The organism is Salmonella sp. A7, assembly GCF_020181675.1.
GTDB lineage: Bacteria > Pseudomonadota > Gammaproteobacteria > Enterobacterales > Enterobacteriaceae > Salmonella > Salmonella enterica.
Map to the genome: position 1 here is coordinate 4084234 of NZ_CP084001.1, position 14365 is coordinate 4098598.

Below are 14365 nucleotides of genomic sequence, written 5' to 3' on the forward strand. Positions count from 1 at the left end.
CGGGAGAATAGCTCATGAGTTTATTTGATAAAAAACATCTGGTTACTCAAGCAGATGCGTTACCAGGACGCAACACCCCGATGCCGATCGCCACTCTGCATGCGGTAAATGAACACTCTATGACCAATGTCCCTGCCGGGATGGAGATCGCCTACTTCGCTATGGGCTGTTTCTGGGGCGTAGAACGTTTATTCTGGCAATTGCCCGGCGTATATAGCACCGCGGCAGGGTATGCGGGCGGTTACACGCCTAATCCAACCTACCGGGAAGTCTGCTCCGGGCAGACCGGTCATGCCGAAGCGGTACGGATAGTGTACGATCCTGCCGTTATCCGTTATGAGCAGCTTTTACAGATTTTCTGGGAAAATCACGATCCAACGCAGGGGATGCAACAGGGTAACGATCACGGTACGCAATACCGTTCTGCGATTTATCCCTTAACGCCGGAACAGAGTGCCGCTGCTCACGCCAGTCGCGAGCGCTTTCAGTCGGCAATGGCCGCCGCCGGAAACCATCGCCCTATTACCACGGAAATCACCCATGCGACGCCGTTTTACTACGCCGAAGATGAACACCAACAGTATCTGCACAAAAATCCATACGGTTACTGTGGGATTGGCGGGATCGGCGTTTGCCTGCCGCCTGACGCGTGACGACGCTGGCGTAGGGGGAACTTGTCGGAGTTGAAAATGAACCCTCTGGCGACTTTACAGTAGCTTACGCTATACTAGCCCTGAACTTATCGGCTCACTGCTACGAGCCGGTTTTCATTAAACGTTACCACACGGATTTATAAACTTCCCTTCCGAGGATCTGGCGTTTCGCCGGATAAGATATGTTAAACAGTATATTCATTATATTCTGCCTGATCGCTGTAAGTGCGTTCTTCTCCATCTCCGAGATCTCGCTTGCCGCATCACGTAAGATTAAACTTAAGTTATTAGCTGATGAAGGCAGTATCAACGCACAACGCGTATTGAAAATGCAGGAAAATCCCGGCATGTTTTTCACCGTTGTGCAAATTGGCCTGAACGCCGTCGCTATTCTTGGCGGTATCGTCGGCGATGCGGCATTTTCGCCCGCCTTTTCCGCCCTTTTCTCGCACTATATGTCGCCAGAACTCTCCGAGCAGCTGAGCTTTATTCTCTCTTTCTCGCTGGTGACGGGGCTGTTTATCCTGTTCGCGGATTTAACCCCGAAACGCATCGGTATGATTGCGCCAGAAGCTGTGGCTTTGCGTATCATCAACCCGATGCGCTTCTGCCTGTTCGTTTTTCGCCCGCTGGTGTGGCTGTTTAACGGCATGGCAAACAACATCTTCCGCCTGTTCAAAATTCCAATGGTGCGGAAAGACGACATTACTTCTGATGATATTTACGCAGTGGTGGAAGCCGGCGCGCTGGCGGGCGTCTTGCGCAAGCAAGAGCACGAACTGATTGAAAATGTGTTTGAACTTGAATCCCGCACCGTACCGTCTTCCATGACGCCGCGCGAAAGTATCATCTGGTTTGATCTGCACGAAGACGAGCAAAGCCTGAAGAAAAAGGTCGCCGAACATCCGCACTCAAAATTTTTGGTGTGTAATGAAGATATCGACCACATCATCGGCTATGTAGACTCCAAAGATCTGCTGAACCGCGTGCTGGCGAACCAAAGTATGGCGCTGAATGGCGGCGTGCAAATTCGCAATACCTTGATTGTGCCGGATACGCTGACCCTTTCTGAGGCGCTGGAAAGTTTCAAAACGGCGGGCGAGGATTTCGCGGTCATTATGAATGAATACGCACTGGTCGTCGGTATCATTACGCTGAACGATGTGATGACCACGCTAATGGGTGACCTGGTCGGCCAGGGACTGGAAGAGCAAATTGTGGCACGCGATGAAAATTCCTGGCTGGTTGACGGCGGCACGCCGATTGACGACGTCATGCGCGTGCTGGATATCGATGAGTTTCCGCAATCCGGCAACTATGAAACCATTGGCGGCTTTATGATGTTTATGCTGCGCAAGATTCCAAAACGTACTGATTCGGTGAAGTTTTCCGGCTACAAATTTGAAGTGGTGGATATCGACAACTACCGTATCGATCAGTTGCTGGTGACGCGTCTCGACAATAAAAGCAACGTACCGGCACCGAAACTGCCCGATGCGCAAGGTAAAGAAGACAGCGCGGCCTGAAATCCGTTTGCCAGAAACATCAACGGCTCCTGATTCAGGAGCCGTTTTTTTTACTTTTTTAACCTACTGCATAGCACTTTTGGTTACGCCATCTCAGTTTGCAGACGCATAACCTGACGGTTAACTTCAGACATCACAGACAAGTGCTGCTTGTCTCTCACTTTTGGGATAAGAATCTTACCCTTATCGAACTCAAAAGCGCCAACATCCTTGATATATAACCGTCCACGGAACAGGATCTTCACGTACTTCGCCACCTGTAGCGGGTTGTAGCGTTGGAAAATTTTCATTGTTGTCTCCTGCAGAGTATTACGCCCTTGCGGTGCCACAATCGGCCCAACAGTTTTAAGGCGCAAATTTTAATGCCATATGACTATAGACCATATCTACGTCGTTTCCAGTGTGCATAAGTATATTTACCTTTTGATTACAGTTATTCAGAATTATCTAAACATCAGCTCATTTTTCTCAGTATATGCCTTCATTTTTCACAGGAAGTGTGCGCCCGCCCGCAAACTGGCATCCCCTTTGCGGGAAAAAGCATCAATCGCACATATGATTAACTATCGGCCCAAAGTGGTCGGATCACCTGCAAAAAAATAAAGAAGGAATGACCATGACCCTACGTAAAATTCTGGCGATGTCGTGTCTGCTACTCCCCATAATGGCTTGTGCGCATAACCTTGAAGTTAACCAACGGGTGCCGCCGGTAGGCATTGCCGATCGTGGCGAACTGACGTTGAATAAAGATGAGTTTAGTTATAAAAACTGGAATAGCGCGCAGCTGGCGGGAAAAGTGCGCGTCCTGCTGCACATTGCGGGTCGAACGTCAGCGAAGGAAAAAAACGCCACGCTGATTGAAGCGATTAAATCAGCCAAGCTCCCGCATGACAAATACCAGACGACCACAATTGTGAACACTGATGATGCGATCCCAGGCTCCGGTATGTTCGTGCGTAGCAGTATAGAAAGTAATAAAAAGCTCTATCCGTGGTCGCAATTTATTGTCGACAGCAATGGCGTGGCGCGTAACGCCTGGCAATTAAAAGAAGAGGGGTCCGCCGTCATTGTGCTTGACAAAGACGGTCGGGTTCAATGGGTGAAAGATGGCGCGTTAACCCAGCAAGAGGTACAGCAGGTGGTCGGCCTGCTGCATAAGCTCCTCAGTAAATAGTCACCCGGAAGCCGGGGTTAAGGAACGATTCACGAGGGGTATAGTCCAGCGTTTTTCCCTGCCAGTCGTGAACGTGCGCCCCGGCTGCAACGGCAATGGCATGACCTGCGGCAGTGTCCCAGACGCTGGTCGGCCCAAATCTGGGGTAAAGCTGCGCCTGGCCTTCCGCCACAAGACAGAATTTCAGCGAGGAACCAATAGAAGTTGTCTGATGTTCGCCAAGCTGTTGGAGATATTCGGTGAGTTCATCATCCGTATGCGAACGGCTAATCACCACCAGCGGCGGGCGGGCATCCCGGACCTGAATCTGCTTACGCACCCCGCACTCCTCTTTCCAGGCCTTACCTTCCGCCGCGTAGTACATCACTTTCAGCACCGGCGCATAGACCACGCCCAACACCGGCTTGCCCTGCTCAATCAGCGCGATATTGACCGTGAATTCGCCATTGCGCTTGATGAACTCTTTGGTGCCGTCGAGCGGATCGACCAGCCAGTAGCGCTGCCAGTGCTGGCGCACTTCCCAGGCAGGCGGATCTTCTTCTGAAAGCACCGGAATATCCGGCGTGAGCGTGCGTAACCCTTCGAGAATCACGGTATGTGCGGCGATATCCGCCGCAGTGACTGGAGAATCGTCCTGCTTGCGGGCGTACTCCATCGGTTTGGCTCCATCATAAACCTGCATAATGGCATCGCCCGCGTTCCGTGCAAGCTGGCATACTTGTTCTAACATTCTCCACCTCTTTATGACGGGGGCGTTAACTCGTTGTTTTACTTATACCCGATCGTTAAGGGTTCCGCCAACTGTGATACCGTCTGCGGTTTTGATAATACCTTTCATGGCATGATTCACCCTTCTGTGAACACTCGCAAAAAATCGGCCGGATGGGGCGGTTTCGCCTTCTTCTGGCGACGGTCGGAACGATATCGGGTTTCACTGTTTATCATCGCTATTTTTCACTATCCGGCTTTTCTATTGCGTTCTTAAAAGGTGCCTCTGATGATTAAGTTTAGTGCAACGCTTCTGGCTACGCTGATCGCCGCCAGCGTGAATGCGGCCACCGTCGATCTCCGTATCATGGAAACTACTGATTTACATAGCAACATGATGGATTTCGATTATTACAAGGATACCGCAACCGAAAAATTCGGATTGGTACGTACCGCAAGTTTGATTTATGCCGCCCGAAATGAAGTCAAAAACAGCGTGCTGGTGGATAACGGCGACCTGATTCAGGGGAGCCCTCTGGGCGATTATATGGCGGCAAAAGGGCTCAAAGACGGTGATATTCACCCGGTCTATAAAGCGCTCAACACTCTGGATTACGCGGTTGGAAACCTCGGCAACCATGAGTTTAATTATGGTCTGGACTATCTGCATAACGCGCTGGCCGGCGCGAAATTCCCTTATGTTAACGCCAATATTATCGACGTTAAAACCCAAAAGCCGCTCTTTATGCCTTATCTGATTAAAGAGACGAGCGTTATTGATAAAGACGGCAACCCGCAAACTCTGAAAATCGGCTATATCGGCTTTGTTCCGCCGCAAATCATGATTTGGGATAAAGCGAATCTGAGCGGCAAAGTTACCGTCAATGACATTACGGAAACCGCCCGGAAATATGTGCCCGAAATGCGCGAGAAAGGCGCTGATATCGTGGTAGTCATTGCTCACTCAGGCCTTTCTGCCGATCCGTACCACAGCATGGAGGAAAACTCGGTTTATTACCTCAGCGAAGTTCCCGGCGTCGACGCGATTATGTTTGGCCACGCCCACGCCGTCTTCCCCGGTAAAGATTTTGCCGACATCAAAGGCGCGGATATCGCCAAAGGTACGCTTAACGGCATTCCTGCGGTAATGCCTGGCATGTGGGGCGACCATCTGGGAGTGGTCGATCTGGTGCTCAATAACGACAGCGGCAAATGGCAGGTTACGCAGGCGAAAGCACAAGCGCGGCCTATCTATGACGCCGCCGCTAAAAAGTCGCTGGCAGCGGAAGACAGTAAGCTGGTCGATATTCTGAAAGCCGATCACGATGCCACCCGCGAGTTTGTCAGCAAGCCCATCGGTAAATCCGCCGATAATATGTACAGTTATCTTGCTCTGGTGCAGGACGATCCTACCGTACAGGTGGTGAATAACGCGCAAAAAGCGTATGTGGAACACTTTATTCAGGGCGATCCGGATCTGGCGAAACTGCCGGTGCTGTCCGCCGCCGCGCCGTTTAAAGTTGGCGGGCGTAAGAACGATCCTGCCAGTTTTGTCGAAGTGGAAAAAGGCCAGTTGACCTTCCGTAACGCCGCCGATCTTTATCTCTATCCGAATACGCTGGTGGTGGTGAAAGCCAGCGGCAAGGAGGTAAAAGAGTGGCTGGAATGTTCTGCCGGACAATTTAATCAGATTGATATTCATAGCAACAAACCGCAATCGTTGATCAATTGGGATGGCTTTCGCACCTATAATTTCGATGTCATTGACGGCGTGAATTATCAAATCGATGTGTCACAGCCCGCCCGCTATGATGGCGAATGTCAGATGGTGAATCCGCAGGCGGAACGTATTAAAAACCTGACCTTTAACGGTAAGCCTGTCGACCCGAACGCTACGTTCCTGGTCGCCACGAATAACTATCGCGCTTACGGCGGCAAGTTTGCCGGCACGGGCGACAGCCATATCGCCTTTGCGTCTCCGGATGAAAATCGCGCCGTGCTGGCGGCATGGATTGGCGCAGAGTCAAAACGCGCGGGCGAAATCCATCCGGCGGCGGATAATAACTGGCGTCTGGCGCCAATCCACAGCGATACGGCGCTGGATATCCGCTTTGAAACATCGCCAGGCGATAAAGCCGCTGCCTTCATTAAAGCGAAAGGGCAGTATCCGATGAAGAAGGTTGCCGTCGATGATATTGGTTTTGCCATTTATCAGGTGGATTTGAGCAAGTAACGTGAGTCCCGTATGGCGCTGCGTTTATTCGGCCTGACTGGCAGGCCGAATAAAGCGCTAGCCGCCATCTGATAAACGCTCCCGCTGCGCCAATACCTGGGGCAAATTCAGTTCTATCCAGTCCGCCAGCGCGGCGACTTTATCGCTCACCTGCTCGCCAAGCGGCGTCAGGCTGTACTCCACATGCGGCGGAACAACTGGATATGACACCCGGTTGAGAAATCCGTCCTGTTCAAGCGCCTGTAGCGACTGCGCCAGCATCTTTTCACTCACGCCTCCCATCTTGCGACGCAGGTCGCTAAAACGGTGTGTACCGTCGCGTAACGCGACCAGAATCAGTACGCCCCAGCGACTGGTGACATGTTTTAACACCTCACGGGACGGGCACTGTTCAGCAAAGAGATTGCCTTCACGCAACTGCCGGGAAAGAGTATGAGCGCGCATTGATACTTACCTTTTTGTACGTACTTACTAAAAGTAAGTTTAGGTGGTAGCGTAATAAAACACAAGACCAACACTGAGGAGTTCACCATGATTGCTATCACTGGCGCAACAGGCCAACTGGGCCAACACGTTATTGAAAACCTGCTAAAAACGACGCCCGCCAGTCACCTCGTCGCGATCGTCCGTAACCCGAAAAAAGCTGCCCCGCTCAGTCAGCGCGGGATTGCCGTTCGCCAGGCGGATTACGCTAACGAAGCCGCGCTGACCACCGCCTTACAGGGTGTTGATAAACTGCTGCTTATATCATCCAGCGAAGTGGGACAACGCACCGCGCAGCACCGCAACGTCATTCAGGCCGCCATTGCCGCGAAGGTGAAATTCATCGCCTATACCAGTCTGCTACATGCGGATAAATCGCCGCTGGCGCTCGCCGATGAACATATTGAAACGGAAAAAATGCTGGCTGAGTCAGGTATTCCTCACACACTATTACGTAACGGCTGGTATACGGAAAACTACCTGGCGAGCGTCCCTGCCGCGCTGAAACATGGCGTCTTTATTGGTGCAGCGGGAGAAGGGAAAATCGCCTCCGCAATGCGCGCTGACTATGCCGCCGCCGCCGCGCGCGTCATCCGTGAAGAGGGTCACGCCGGGAATGTCTACGAGCTGGCGGGTGATGACGCCTGGACATTAAGCCAGTTGGCGGATGAACTTACTCATCAGAGCGGAAAAAAAATCGTCTACCAGAACCTGAGTGAAGTCGATTTTGCCGCCGCGCTGAAAGGCGCAGGCCTGCCTGACGGACTGGCGGATATGTTAGCCAATTCTGACGCTGGCGCGGCGAAAGGCGGCTTGTTTGATGACAGCCATACGCTGCGTAAACTCATCGGTCGCCCGACGACGACGCTCACAGAAAGCCTTCGCTCCGTACTGTAAGTGTTAAAATTTAGTTAATTTATGTGGCATCCTCATAGACCTTCTCTGATAATGACAGAACGGTTTATGAGGAGAATCTGATGATTAGCGGCGTGCTATACGCCCTGCTGGCAGGGCTAATGTGGGGATTGATTTTCGTCGGCCCGTTAATCGTGCCGGATTACCCGGCCCTCTTACAGTCAATGGGACGCTATCTGGCGCTGGGGCTGATTGCCCTGCCGATTGCCTGGTTAGGCCGCACGCGGTTACGCCAGTTGACGCGCAAAGATTGGTCCACCGCCCTGTCGCTGACCCTGATGGGCAATGTAATCTATTACGCCTGCCTCGCCAGCGCCATTCAGCGAACCGGCGCGCCGGTGTCGACGATGATCATCGGGACATTGCCGGTCGTCATTCCGCTTTTCGCTAACGTTCTCTATAGCCAACGAGACGGCAGATTATCCTGGCGGCGTTTAGCGCCCGCGCTGGCGCTTATCGGTTTTGGCCTGCTGTGCGTCAATATTGCTGAACTTAGTCAGGGATTATCCGATGTTAGCGGCTGGCGCTATGGTTCAGGCATTGTGCTGGCGCTGATTTCCGTAGCGTGCTGGGCATGGTATGCGCTGCGCAACGCCCGCTGGCTGCGGGAAAATCCCGACAAACATCCCATGATGTGGGCAACGGCGCAGGCGCTGGTTACGCTGCCGGTCTCGTTAATCGGCTACGCGGCGGTCTGTCTGTGGCTGAGTATCCAGAAACCGCTGTTTACCCTGCCCTTTGGCCCGCATCCCGCGCTATTTATCGGTCTGATGATCGCCATCGCGGTGCTGTGTTCCTGGGTGGGCGCGCTGTGCTGGAATATCGCCAGCCAAAAATTGCCAACCGTTATTTTAGGGCCGCTCATTGTTTTTGAGACGTTGGCGGGACTGCTCTATACCTTCATTCTGCGCCAGGAAATCCCGCCATTCCTGACGTTAAGCGGCATTGCGCTCCTGGTGGCGGGCGTGGTCATTGCCGTGAGAGCGAAACCGGAAAAAGCGACCGTCGTTCCGGTCACGGAACGCTAATCTCATCCTGGCTTAAATTATACGCACCCCGAAAGAGTTATAGCCTCGCCTTAAAGATGCATTTAAAATACAACTTATATTATTGCAAATGAGGTAACGGCAATGGCTTATCGCGATCAACCTTTAGGCGAACTGGCGCTCTCTATTCCCCGCGCATCGGCGCTGTTTCGCCAGTACGATATGGATTACTGCTGCGGCGGAAAACAGACGCTGGCGCGCGCCGCCGCGCGTCACGACGTCGATATTGACATCATTGAAGCGCAACTCGCGCAGTTGGCTGAACAGCCCATCGAAAAAGACTGGCGCGCCGTTCCGCTGGCGGACATTATTGACCATATCGTGGTGCGCTATCATGATCGACACCGCGAACAACTGCCGGAGCTTATCCTGCAGGCAACCAAAGTGGAACGCGTTCACGCGGATAAGCCAAACGTCCCACGCGGCCTGACAAAATATCTCACCGCGCTGCATGAAGAGCTTTCCAGCCATATGATGAAAGAAGAACAGATCCTGTTCCCCATGATCAAACAGGGTATGGGTCGCCAGGCAACGGGCCCGATAAGCGTAATGGAAATCGAGCATGACGAGGCGGGAGAGCTGGTAGACGTCATCAAACACGTCACCCAAAATGTAACGCCGCCGCCAGAAGCCTGCACCACCTGGAAAGCGATGTATAACGGCATTAATGAGATGATTGATGATCTGATGGAGCACATCAGCCTGGAGAATAACGTGCTGTTCCCACGCGCGCTGGCCGGGGAATAATCGCCAGCCAGGCATTTTGCCGGGTGGCGGCTGTAAACCGCGCCTTATCCGGCCTACAAATCAACGCTACGCTGTAAGCCCGGTAAGCGCCAGCGCTACCGGGCAAAACAATTAACGCATTCCCGCCATCCGTTTCTTACCTATCAACAGCCAGCCCAGACCCAACGCGATAAACCACAGCGGCGTCACGATCAGCGCCTGGCGCGTATCGTCTTCCAGCGTCAGTAATACCAGCACGAACGCAAAGAACGCCATACAGACCCAGCACATCAGCTTACCGAGCGGCATCTTATAGATGGATTTTTCATGCAAGTGGGGACGCTTTTTGCGGTACACCAGGTATGAACACAGAATGATGGTCCAGACAAACATAAACAGGATAGCCGAAACCGTAGTGATCATGGTGAATGCGCCAATCACGCTCGGGTTGACCATCAGCATAACCACGCCGCCCAGCAGGCAGATACAGGAGAAGGTCAGGCCTTTCGCCGGTACCGCGCGTTTCGATAGCTTAGCGAACGCTTTTGGCGCCACGCCTTCTTGCGCCAGGCCAAACAGCATACGGCTGGTCGAGAAGACGCCGCTGTTGGCGGAAGACGCCGCCGAGGTCAGCACAACAAAGTTGATCACGCTAGCGGCGGCAGGCAGACCCACCAGTACAAACAGCTCAACAAACGGGCTCTTATCCGGCACCACGGAACTCCACGGCGTCACCGACATAATGACAATCAGCGCAAAGACGTAGAACATGATGATACGGATCGGTATTGAGTTAATCGCGCGCGGCAGCGATTTTTCCGGATCTTTAGTTTCTGCGGCGGTAGTACCGACCAGCTCAATGCCCACGAAGGCGAACACCGCAATCTGGAAACCGGCAAAGAACCCGCTAATACCTTTCGGGAACCAGCCGCCGTCATTCCACAGATGCGCAAAAGACGCTTCAACGCCTGTCGGCGATTTAAAGTGCATCGCAATCATGACCAGCCCGACCACAATCAACGCCACGATGGCGACGATTTTGACCATAGCAAACCAAAATTCCATTTCACCAAACATTTTAACGGTGGCGAGGTTGAGGCTTAGCAGCAGGATCACTACCGCCAGCGAGGCGACCCAATCGGAAAGGCCGGGAAACCAGAACTGCGCGTAGGCGGTAATCGCCACCACGTCAGCCATACCGGTCACTACCCAGCAAAACCAGTACGTCCAGCCGGTGAAATATCCCGCCCAGGGGCCAAGCAGGTCGGAAGCAAAATCGCTAAACGATTTATATTCCAGATTCGAGAGCAGCAATTCCCCCATGGCGCGCATCACGAAAAAAAGCATAAAACCGATGATCATATACACAAAAATGATCGACGGTCCGGCGAGACTGATCGTTTTACCCGATCCCATAAACAGACCGGTACCAATAGCGCCGCCAATAGCGATAAGCTGTATATGACGGTTTGTAAGATTGCGCCGTAGCGACTGTTCAGCCGGAGCCTGTTCGTCGGCTGCGACTTTTACCTGATCTACCATGTTTTTCTTCCTGTACCTGTCTGTGTTGTGCGGGCTCTACGGCCTTTGGTCTATGATACGACGATCCTGTTATCAGGACTCATCGATATTAGGTAAGAATCGGCGGGATGAATACTAAGATTCAAATACAATGTTAATTTTATGTTTAAAATGAGTGTTATATCACTTTGATAATGCGAATTAGCTCACAAAAATACACGTAACGACGCCATTTGCAAAATAAAATATTGGCATCTGCTGAAGTCAGGGTTGCCGGATAAGGCGTTTACGCCGTCATCCGGCAAACCCGGGGCGCTTACAGAATTTCCAGCAGTTCCACCTCAAACACCAGGGTGCTGAATGGCGGAATAGATGCCCCGGCCCCACGCTCGCCATAGGCCAGCTCCTGTGGGATAGTCAGTTCCCATTTGGAACCTACCGGCATCAGAGTCAGCGCTTCAATCCAGCCGGCGATCACGCCATTTACCGGGAATTCAGCCGGTTCGCCGCGCGCGACGGAGCTGTCAAATACGGTGCCATCAATAAGCTTACCGGTGTAATGCACGCGTACGCGGTCGGTACGCGCCGGAATCGCGCCTTCGCCCTGCGTCAGAACGCGGAACTGTAAACCAGATTCAGTACTGTTCACACCGTCTTTTTCGCGGTTTTCTTCCAGGTATTTCACGCCTTCGGCCGCCATCGCTTTGAAACGCTCACGACGCACCGCGTCCGCACGCTCATGAATTTCACGCAGCGCACGATGCACCACATCAACAGGAACCGCCGGGTGTTTACCTTCCAGCGCATCAGCAATGCCTGCAACCAGCGCTTCAGGCAACAGCCCTTCAAGACCGGATTCGCTGAGCTGCTGCCCTACCTGCAAACCAATGCCGTAGCTCGCTTGCGCTTCAATAGTGTCAAAAGTCGGGGTGGCCATTATTTTTCCTTCATCGGATATCAAAAAAGTAGCGGGCAGCATAACAGCCACGCTTCTTCTGGTAAAACTTTGTCTCAGGGAGGATGACAAATCGCAGGGAAAAAGAAACAATAGATTATCCGTATTGATGTCACGAAAGCGGATAGCACTACCAGTATCATAGCGTTAGCCATCTATACTCTATGATTAAGGAACAAGATGCGGAGCAGGAGGTAAACCATGCCCGGGCGCTTTGAATTAAAACCAACCCTGGCGAAAATCTGGCACGCGCCGGATAATTTTCGCATCATGGAGCCGCTGCCGCCTATGCATCGTCGTGGCATTATCATTGCCGCTATCGTGCTGGTGATCGGTTTCCTGCTGCCCGCCAGCGAGACCAGCGACTCGCCCGTCGTCACGCGGGAAGCGCAATTGGATCTGCAATCGCAATCACAGCCGCCGACAGAGGCCCAGCTTCAGGCGCAGCTGGTCGCGCCGCAAAACGATCCGGATCAGGTGGCGCCCGTTGCGCCGGAACCTATCCAGGAAGGCCAGCCGGAAGAACAAAACCAGCCGCAAACGCAGCCTTTCCAGCAGGATAGCGGCATCGGTCAACAGTGGCGCTCGTACCGGGTAGAGCCTGGTAAAACTCTGGCGCAACTGTTCCGTGACCACGGACTTCCCCCAACAGACGTTTATGCAATGGCGCAGGTAGAAGGCGCTGGCAAGCCGCTGAGTAATCTCAAAAATGGTCAAATGATTAAAATTCGCCAGAATGCCAGCGGGGTGGTGACAGGTTTAACGATAGATGGCGATAACGGCCAACAGGTGCTGTTTACGCGTCAGCCTGACGGCAGTTTTATTCGCGCACAGTAACGCCGGCTACGCCTTACCCCGCCTATACCCTATTCGTTCAGGTGAAGCATTACCGCTTCACCTTATTCACCCACCAAATCCCCGAACACACCAGCACCAGCGCAATCATGTATTTCCACTCCAGAATATTCTCGCCGAGGAAAATAGCCGAAAGAGCAGCGCCGGAAACCGGGATCAGAAAGTTAAACGGCGCAATCATCCCCACGCGATTATATTTGAGTAAAATGCTCCATAGCGCAAAAGCGACCGACGAGAGCAACGTCAGGTAGACTAAAATCGCCACCGACGAGAAGCCATGTATCGTCAGCGTACCGCCAAAAACGTAGCCGCCAATGACCAGTACCAGACCGCCAATCCCCAATTGATAGCCAGTCATGACCATCGGATCGACCGTCTGCGAGAGACGTTTGCCATACAACGTGGCCGCAGAAAGAATAAACGCCGCCAGCACCACGGAGCCTTCTCCCGGCAGATTAAAGCTGAAATCCAGGCCGTTGCTGACGTTCACCACCATGACGCCCGCAAAGCCCAGAATACAGCCGAGCGTTTTGTTGTAGCTCAATCGGTCGTTCTGATAAATAAAGTGCGCCAGCAATACGCTGAAGAATGTGCCTGTCGCGTTCATGATTGAGCCTTTCACGCCGGAGGTGAACGCAAGGCCGATATAGAAAAAGAGATATTGTAGCGACGTCTGAGTCAGCCCCAGTAACGTTAACTGAGCAAACTGGCGCGGACGAAACCGACCAATCGGTTTACGCTGAAGCAGCGCGAACAGTAGCAGCAACCCACCCGCAAACAAAAAACGATAACCAGCAAAAACAATTTTAGAAGGGATATCGTCGGTGGCTATCTGAAAGAGGTCATAACCGCTTTTGATGGCTGGATAAGCGCTGCCCCATAGCAGGCAACAAAATGCGGCACACACATAAACGACGTTTTTGCGGGCAAACGGGGAGGCCTGGCGTTGGGTATCCATTCTTTCACCAAGAAATTAAAATAATGTTTTATTTTTGATTATCGCGAAAAGAGGGGGAGATAACCAGTCGAAAAGCGATGGGGTTAAAAAGCAAAACGTCGGCGCTGGGCCGACGTTTCGTTGCTAGCAAAAACGAGAATGCCTGATTACTCAGCAACCACGTTGATGATAACTTTTGCGAATACTTCGCTGTGAACCTGGAAGTTCACTTCGTGTTCGCCAGTGGTACGCAGAACGCCGTTCGGCAGACGAACTTCGCTCTTAGCCACGTCAACGCCAGCTGCAGTCACAGCGTCAGCGATGTCGCGAGTACCGATGGAACCGAACAGTTTACCTTCGTCGCCTGCTTTAGACGCGATAGTAACGGTTTCCAGGGCGTTGATTTTCTCTGCGCGTGCATTTGCAGCAGCCAGAACGTCAGCCAGTTTAGCTTCCAGTTCAGCGCGACGTGCTTCGAAGTATTCAACGTTTTTCTTGGTAGCCGGAACAGCTTTACCCTGTGGTACCAGGAAGTTACGAGCATAGCCCGCTTTAACGTTAACCTGATCACCCAGGCTACCCAGGTTTGCTACTTTATCAAGCAGAATAACTTGCATTACCTTATCCTCTCAA

Annotated in this window: 15 protein-coding genes; 8 read left to right on the forward strand and 7 right to left on the reverse strand. The window is 52.5% G+C overall.

Annotation, left to right across the window (positions count from 1 at the left end; all coding sequences use genetic code 11):
* The first annotated feature begins 14 nt into the window (after nt 1–14).
* Both msrA and LCS67_RS19855 read left to right on the forward strand, forming a co-directional pair.
* The gene (gene msrA / locus LCS67_RS19850; protein WP_000051465.1) at nt 15–653 is read left to right on the forward strand and encodes a peptide-methionine (S)-S-oxide reductase MsrA; all 639 of its coding nucleotides are present in this window, start codon (nt 15–17) and stop codon (nt 651–653) included.
* A 182-nt stretch (nt 654–835) separates the two neighbouring features.
* Nucleotides 836–2179, forward strand: coding sequence for a hemolysin family protein (locus LCS67_RS19855; RefSeq protein ID WP_000934970.1), 1344 nt, complete (start codon nt 836–838; stop codon nt 2177–2179).
* An 83-nt stretch (nt 2180–2262) separates the two neighbouring features.
* On the opposite strand, the gene LCS67_RS19860 is transcribed toward LCS67_RS19855, so the two are convergent.
* Nucleotides 2263–2469: a DUF1107 domain-containing protein gene (locus tag LCS67_RS19860; protein ID WP_000689229.1), complete on the reverse strand. Its 207-nt coding sequence runs from the start codon at nt 2467–2469 to the stop codon at nt 2263–2265.
* A 326-nt stretch (nt 2470–2795) separates the two neighbouring features.
* Between LCS67_RS19860 and LCS67_RS19865 the strand changes: the two genes are divergently transcribed.
* Nucleotides 2796–3353 carry a YtfJ family protein gene (locus tag LCS67_RS19865; RefSeq protein WP_000175304.1) on the forward strand — a complete coding sequence of 186 codons (558 nt, stop codon included), beginning with the start codon at nt 2796–2798 and terminating at the stop codon, nt 3351–3353.
* Here the strand turns inward: LCS67_RS19865 and cysQ are convergent.
* Nucleotides 3343–4083, reverse strand: a complete 741-nt coding sequence (cysQ, locus tag LCS67_RS19870; protein WP_000893398.1) for a 3'(2'),5'-bisphosphate nucleotidase CysQ — start codon at nt 4081–4083, stop codon at nt 3343–3345. The genes LCS67_RS19865 and cysQ overlap by 11 nt on opposite strands.
* Before the next feature lie 267 nt (nt 4084–4350).
* Between cysQ and LCS67_RS19875 the strand changes: the two genes are divergently transcribed.
* A complete protein-coding gene (locus tag LCS67_RS19875) occupies nt 4351–6294 on the forward strand; it encodes a bifunctional 2',3'-cyclic-nucleotide 2'-phosphodiesterase/3'-nucleotidase (protein WP_100521815.1) in 1944 nt (647 codons plus the stop codon).
* 57 nt (nt 6295–6351) lie between these two features.
* Here the strand turns inward: LCS67_RS19875 and LCS67_RS19880 are convergent, their stop codons facing one another.
* On the reverse strand, nt 6352–6738 hold the full coding sequence (locus tag LCS67_RS19880; RefSeq protein WP_001201297.1) for a winged helix-turn-helix transcriptional regulator: 387 nt from the start codon (nt 6736–6738) through the stop codon (nt 6352–6354).
* Between the two features lie 87 nt (nt 6739–6825).
* On the opposite strand from LCS67_RS19880, the gene LCS67_RS19885 reads away from it, so the two are divergent.
* The 3 genes from LCS67_RS19885 (at nt 6826) to ytfE (ending at nt 9485) form a co-directional block, all read left to right on the forward strand.
* Nucleotides 6826–7674 carry an SDR family oxidoreductase gene (locus LCS67_RS19885; protein ID WP_000560616.1) on the forward strand — a complete coding sequence of 283 codons (849 nt, stop codon included), beginning with the start codon at nt 6826–6828 and terminating at the stop codon, nt 7672–7674.
* 80 nt (nt 7675–7754) lie between these two features.
* The gene (locus tag LCS67_RS19890) at nt 7755–8720 is read left to right on the forward strand and encodes a DMT family transporter (RefSeq protein WP_000623290.1); all 966 of its coding nucleotides are present in this window, start codon (nt 7755–7757) and stop codon (nt 8718–8720) included.
* 102 nt (nt 8721–8822) lie between these two features.
* Nucleotides 8823–9485 (forward strand): iron-sulfur cluster repair protein YtfE, encoded by a 663-nt coding sequence (ytfE, locus tag LCS67_RS19895; RefSeq protein ID WP_000331467.1) that lies wholly within the window; start codon nt 8823–8825, stop codon nt 9483–9485.
* Nucleotides 9486–9596: 111 nt separating this feature from the next.
* Here the strand turns inward: ytfE and cycA are convergent, their stop codons facing one another.
* Together cycA and fklB are read right to left on the reverse strand one after the other, a co-directional pair.
* Nucleotides 9597–11006, reverse strand: coding sequence for a D-serine/D-alanine/glycine transporter (cycA, locus tag LCS67_RS19900; protein WP_000228322.1), 1410 nt, complete (start codon nt 11004–11006; stop codon nt 9597–9599).
* 295 nt (nt 11007–11301) lie between these two features.
* Nucleotides 11302–11922 carry an FKBP-type peptidyl-prolyl cis-trans isomerase gene (gene fklB, locus LCS67_RS19905; protein WP_000235161.1) on the reverse strand — a complete coding sequence of 207 codons (621 nt, stop codon included), beginning with the start codon at nt 11920–11922 and terminating at the stop codon, nt 11302–11304.
* A gap of 219 nt (nt 11923–12141) precedes the next feature.
* Between fklB and LCS67_RS19910 the strand changes: the two genes are divergently transcribed.
* Nucleotides 12142–12777: an OapA family protein gene (locus LCS67_RS19910; RefSeq protein WP_001119446.1), complete on the forward strand. Its 636-nt coding sequence runs from the start codon at nt 12142–12144 to the stop codon at nt 12775–12777.
* Nucleotides 12778–12826: 49 nt separating this feature from the next.
* On the opposite strand, the gene LCS67_RS19915 is transcribed toward LCS67_RS19910, so the two are convergent.
* Nucleotides 12827–13753 (reverse strand): DMT family transporter, encoded by a 927-nt coding sequence (locus tag LCS67_RS19915; protein WP_000381075.1) that lies wholly within the window; start codon nt 13751–13753, stop codon nt 12827–12829.
* 146 nt (nt 13754–13899) lie between these two features.
* Entirely contained in the window at nt 13900–14349 is a 450-nt protein-coding gene (gene rplI / locus LCS67_RS19920) for a 50S ribosomal protein L9 (RefSeq protein ID WP_001196065.1), read from the reverse strand.
* Nucleotides 14350–14365 lie beyond the last annotated feature (16 nt).

Excerpts from the sequence above, each read along its gene's own strand:
- msrA (WP_000051465.1), top strand. The coding sequence starts at position 15 with ATGAGTTTATTTGATAAAAAACATCTGGTTACTCAAGCAGATGCGTTA.
- LCS67_RS19855 (WP_000934970.1), top strand. The coding sequence starts at position 836 with ATGTTAAACAGTATATTCATTATATTCTGCCTGATCGCTGTAAGTGCG.
- LCS67_RS19860 (WP_000689229.1), bottom strand. The coding sequence starts at position 2,469 with ATGAAAATTTTCCAACGCTACAACCCGCTACAGGTGGCGAAGTACGTG.
- LCS67_RS19865 (WP_000175304.1), top strand. The coding sequence starts at position 2,796 with ATGACCCTACGTAAAATTCTGGCGATGTCGTGTCTGCTACTCCCCATA.
- cysQ (WP_000893398.1), bottom strand. The coding sequence starts at position 4,083 with ATGTTAGAACAAGTATGCCAGCTTGCACGGAACGCGGGCGATGCCATT.
- LCS67_RS19875 (WP_100521815.1), top strand. The coding sequence starts at position 4,351 with ATGATTAAGTTTAGTGCAACGCTTCTGGCTACGCTGATCGCCGCCAGC.
- LCS67_RS19880 (WP_001201297.1), bottom strand. The coding sequence starts at position 6,738 with ATGCGCGCTCATACTCTTTCCCGGCAGTTGCGTGAAGGCAATCTCTTT.
- LCS67_RS19885 (WP_000560616.1), top strand. The coding sequence starts at position 6,826 with ATGATTGCTATCACTGGCGCAACAGGCCAACTGGGCCAACACGTTATT.
- LCS67_RS19890 (WP_000623290.1), top strand. The coding sequence starts at position 7,755 with ATGATTAGCGGCGTGCTATACGCCCTGCTGGCAGGGCTAATGTGGGGA.
- ytfE (WP_000331467.1), top strand. The coding sequence starts at position 8,823 with ATGGCTTATCGCGATCAACCTTTAGGCGAACTGGCGCTCTCTATTCCC.
- cycA (WP_000228322.1), bottom strand. The coding sequence starts at position 11,006 with ATGGTAGATCAGGTAAAAGTCGCAGCCGACGAACAGGCTCCGGCTGAA.
- fklB (WP_000235161.1), bottom strand. The coding sequence starts at position 11,922 with ATGGCCACCCCGACTTTTGACACTATTGAAGCGCAAGCGAGCTACGGC.
- LCS67_RS19910 (WP_001119446.1), top strand. The coding sequence starts at position 12,142 with ATGCCCGGGCGCTTTGAATTAAAACCAACCCTGGCGAAAATCTGGCAC.
- LCS67_RS19915 (WP_000381075.1), bottom strand. The coding sequence starts at position 13,753 with ATGGATACCCAACGCCAGGCCTCCCCGTTTGCCCGCAAAAACGTCGTT.
- rplI (WP_001196065.1), bottom strand. The coding sequence starts at position 14,349 with ATGCAAGTTATTCTGCTTGATAAAGTAGCAAACCTGGGTAGCCTGGGT.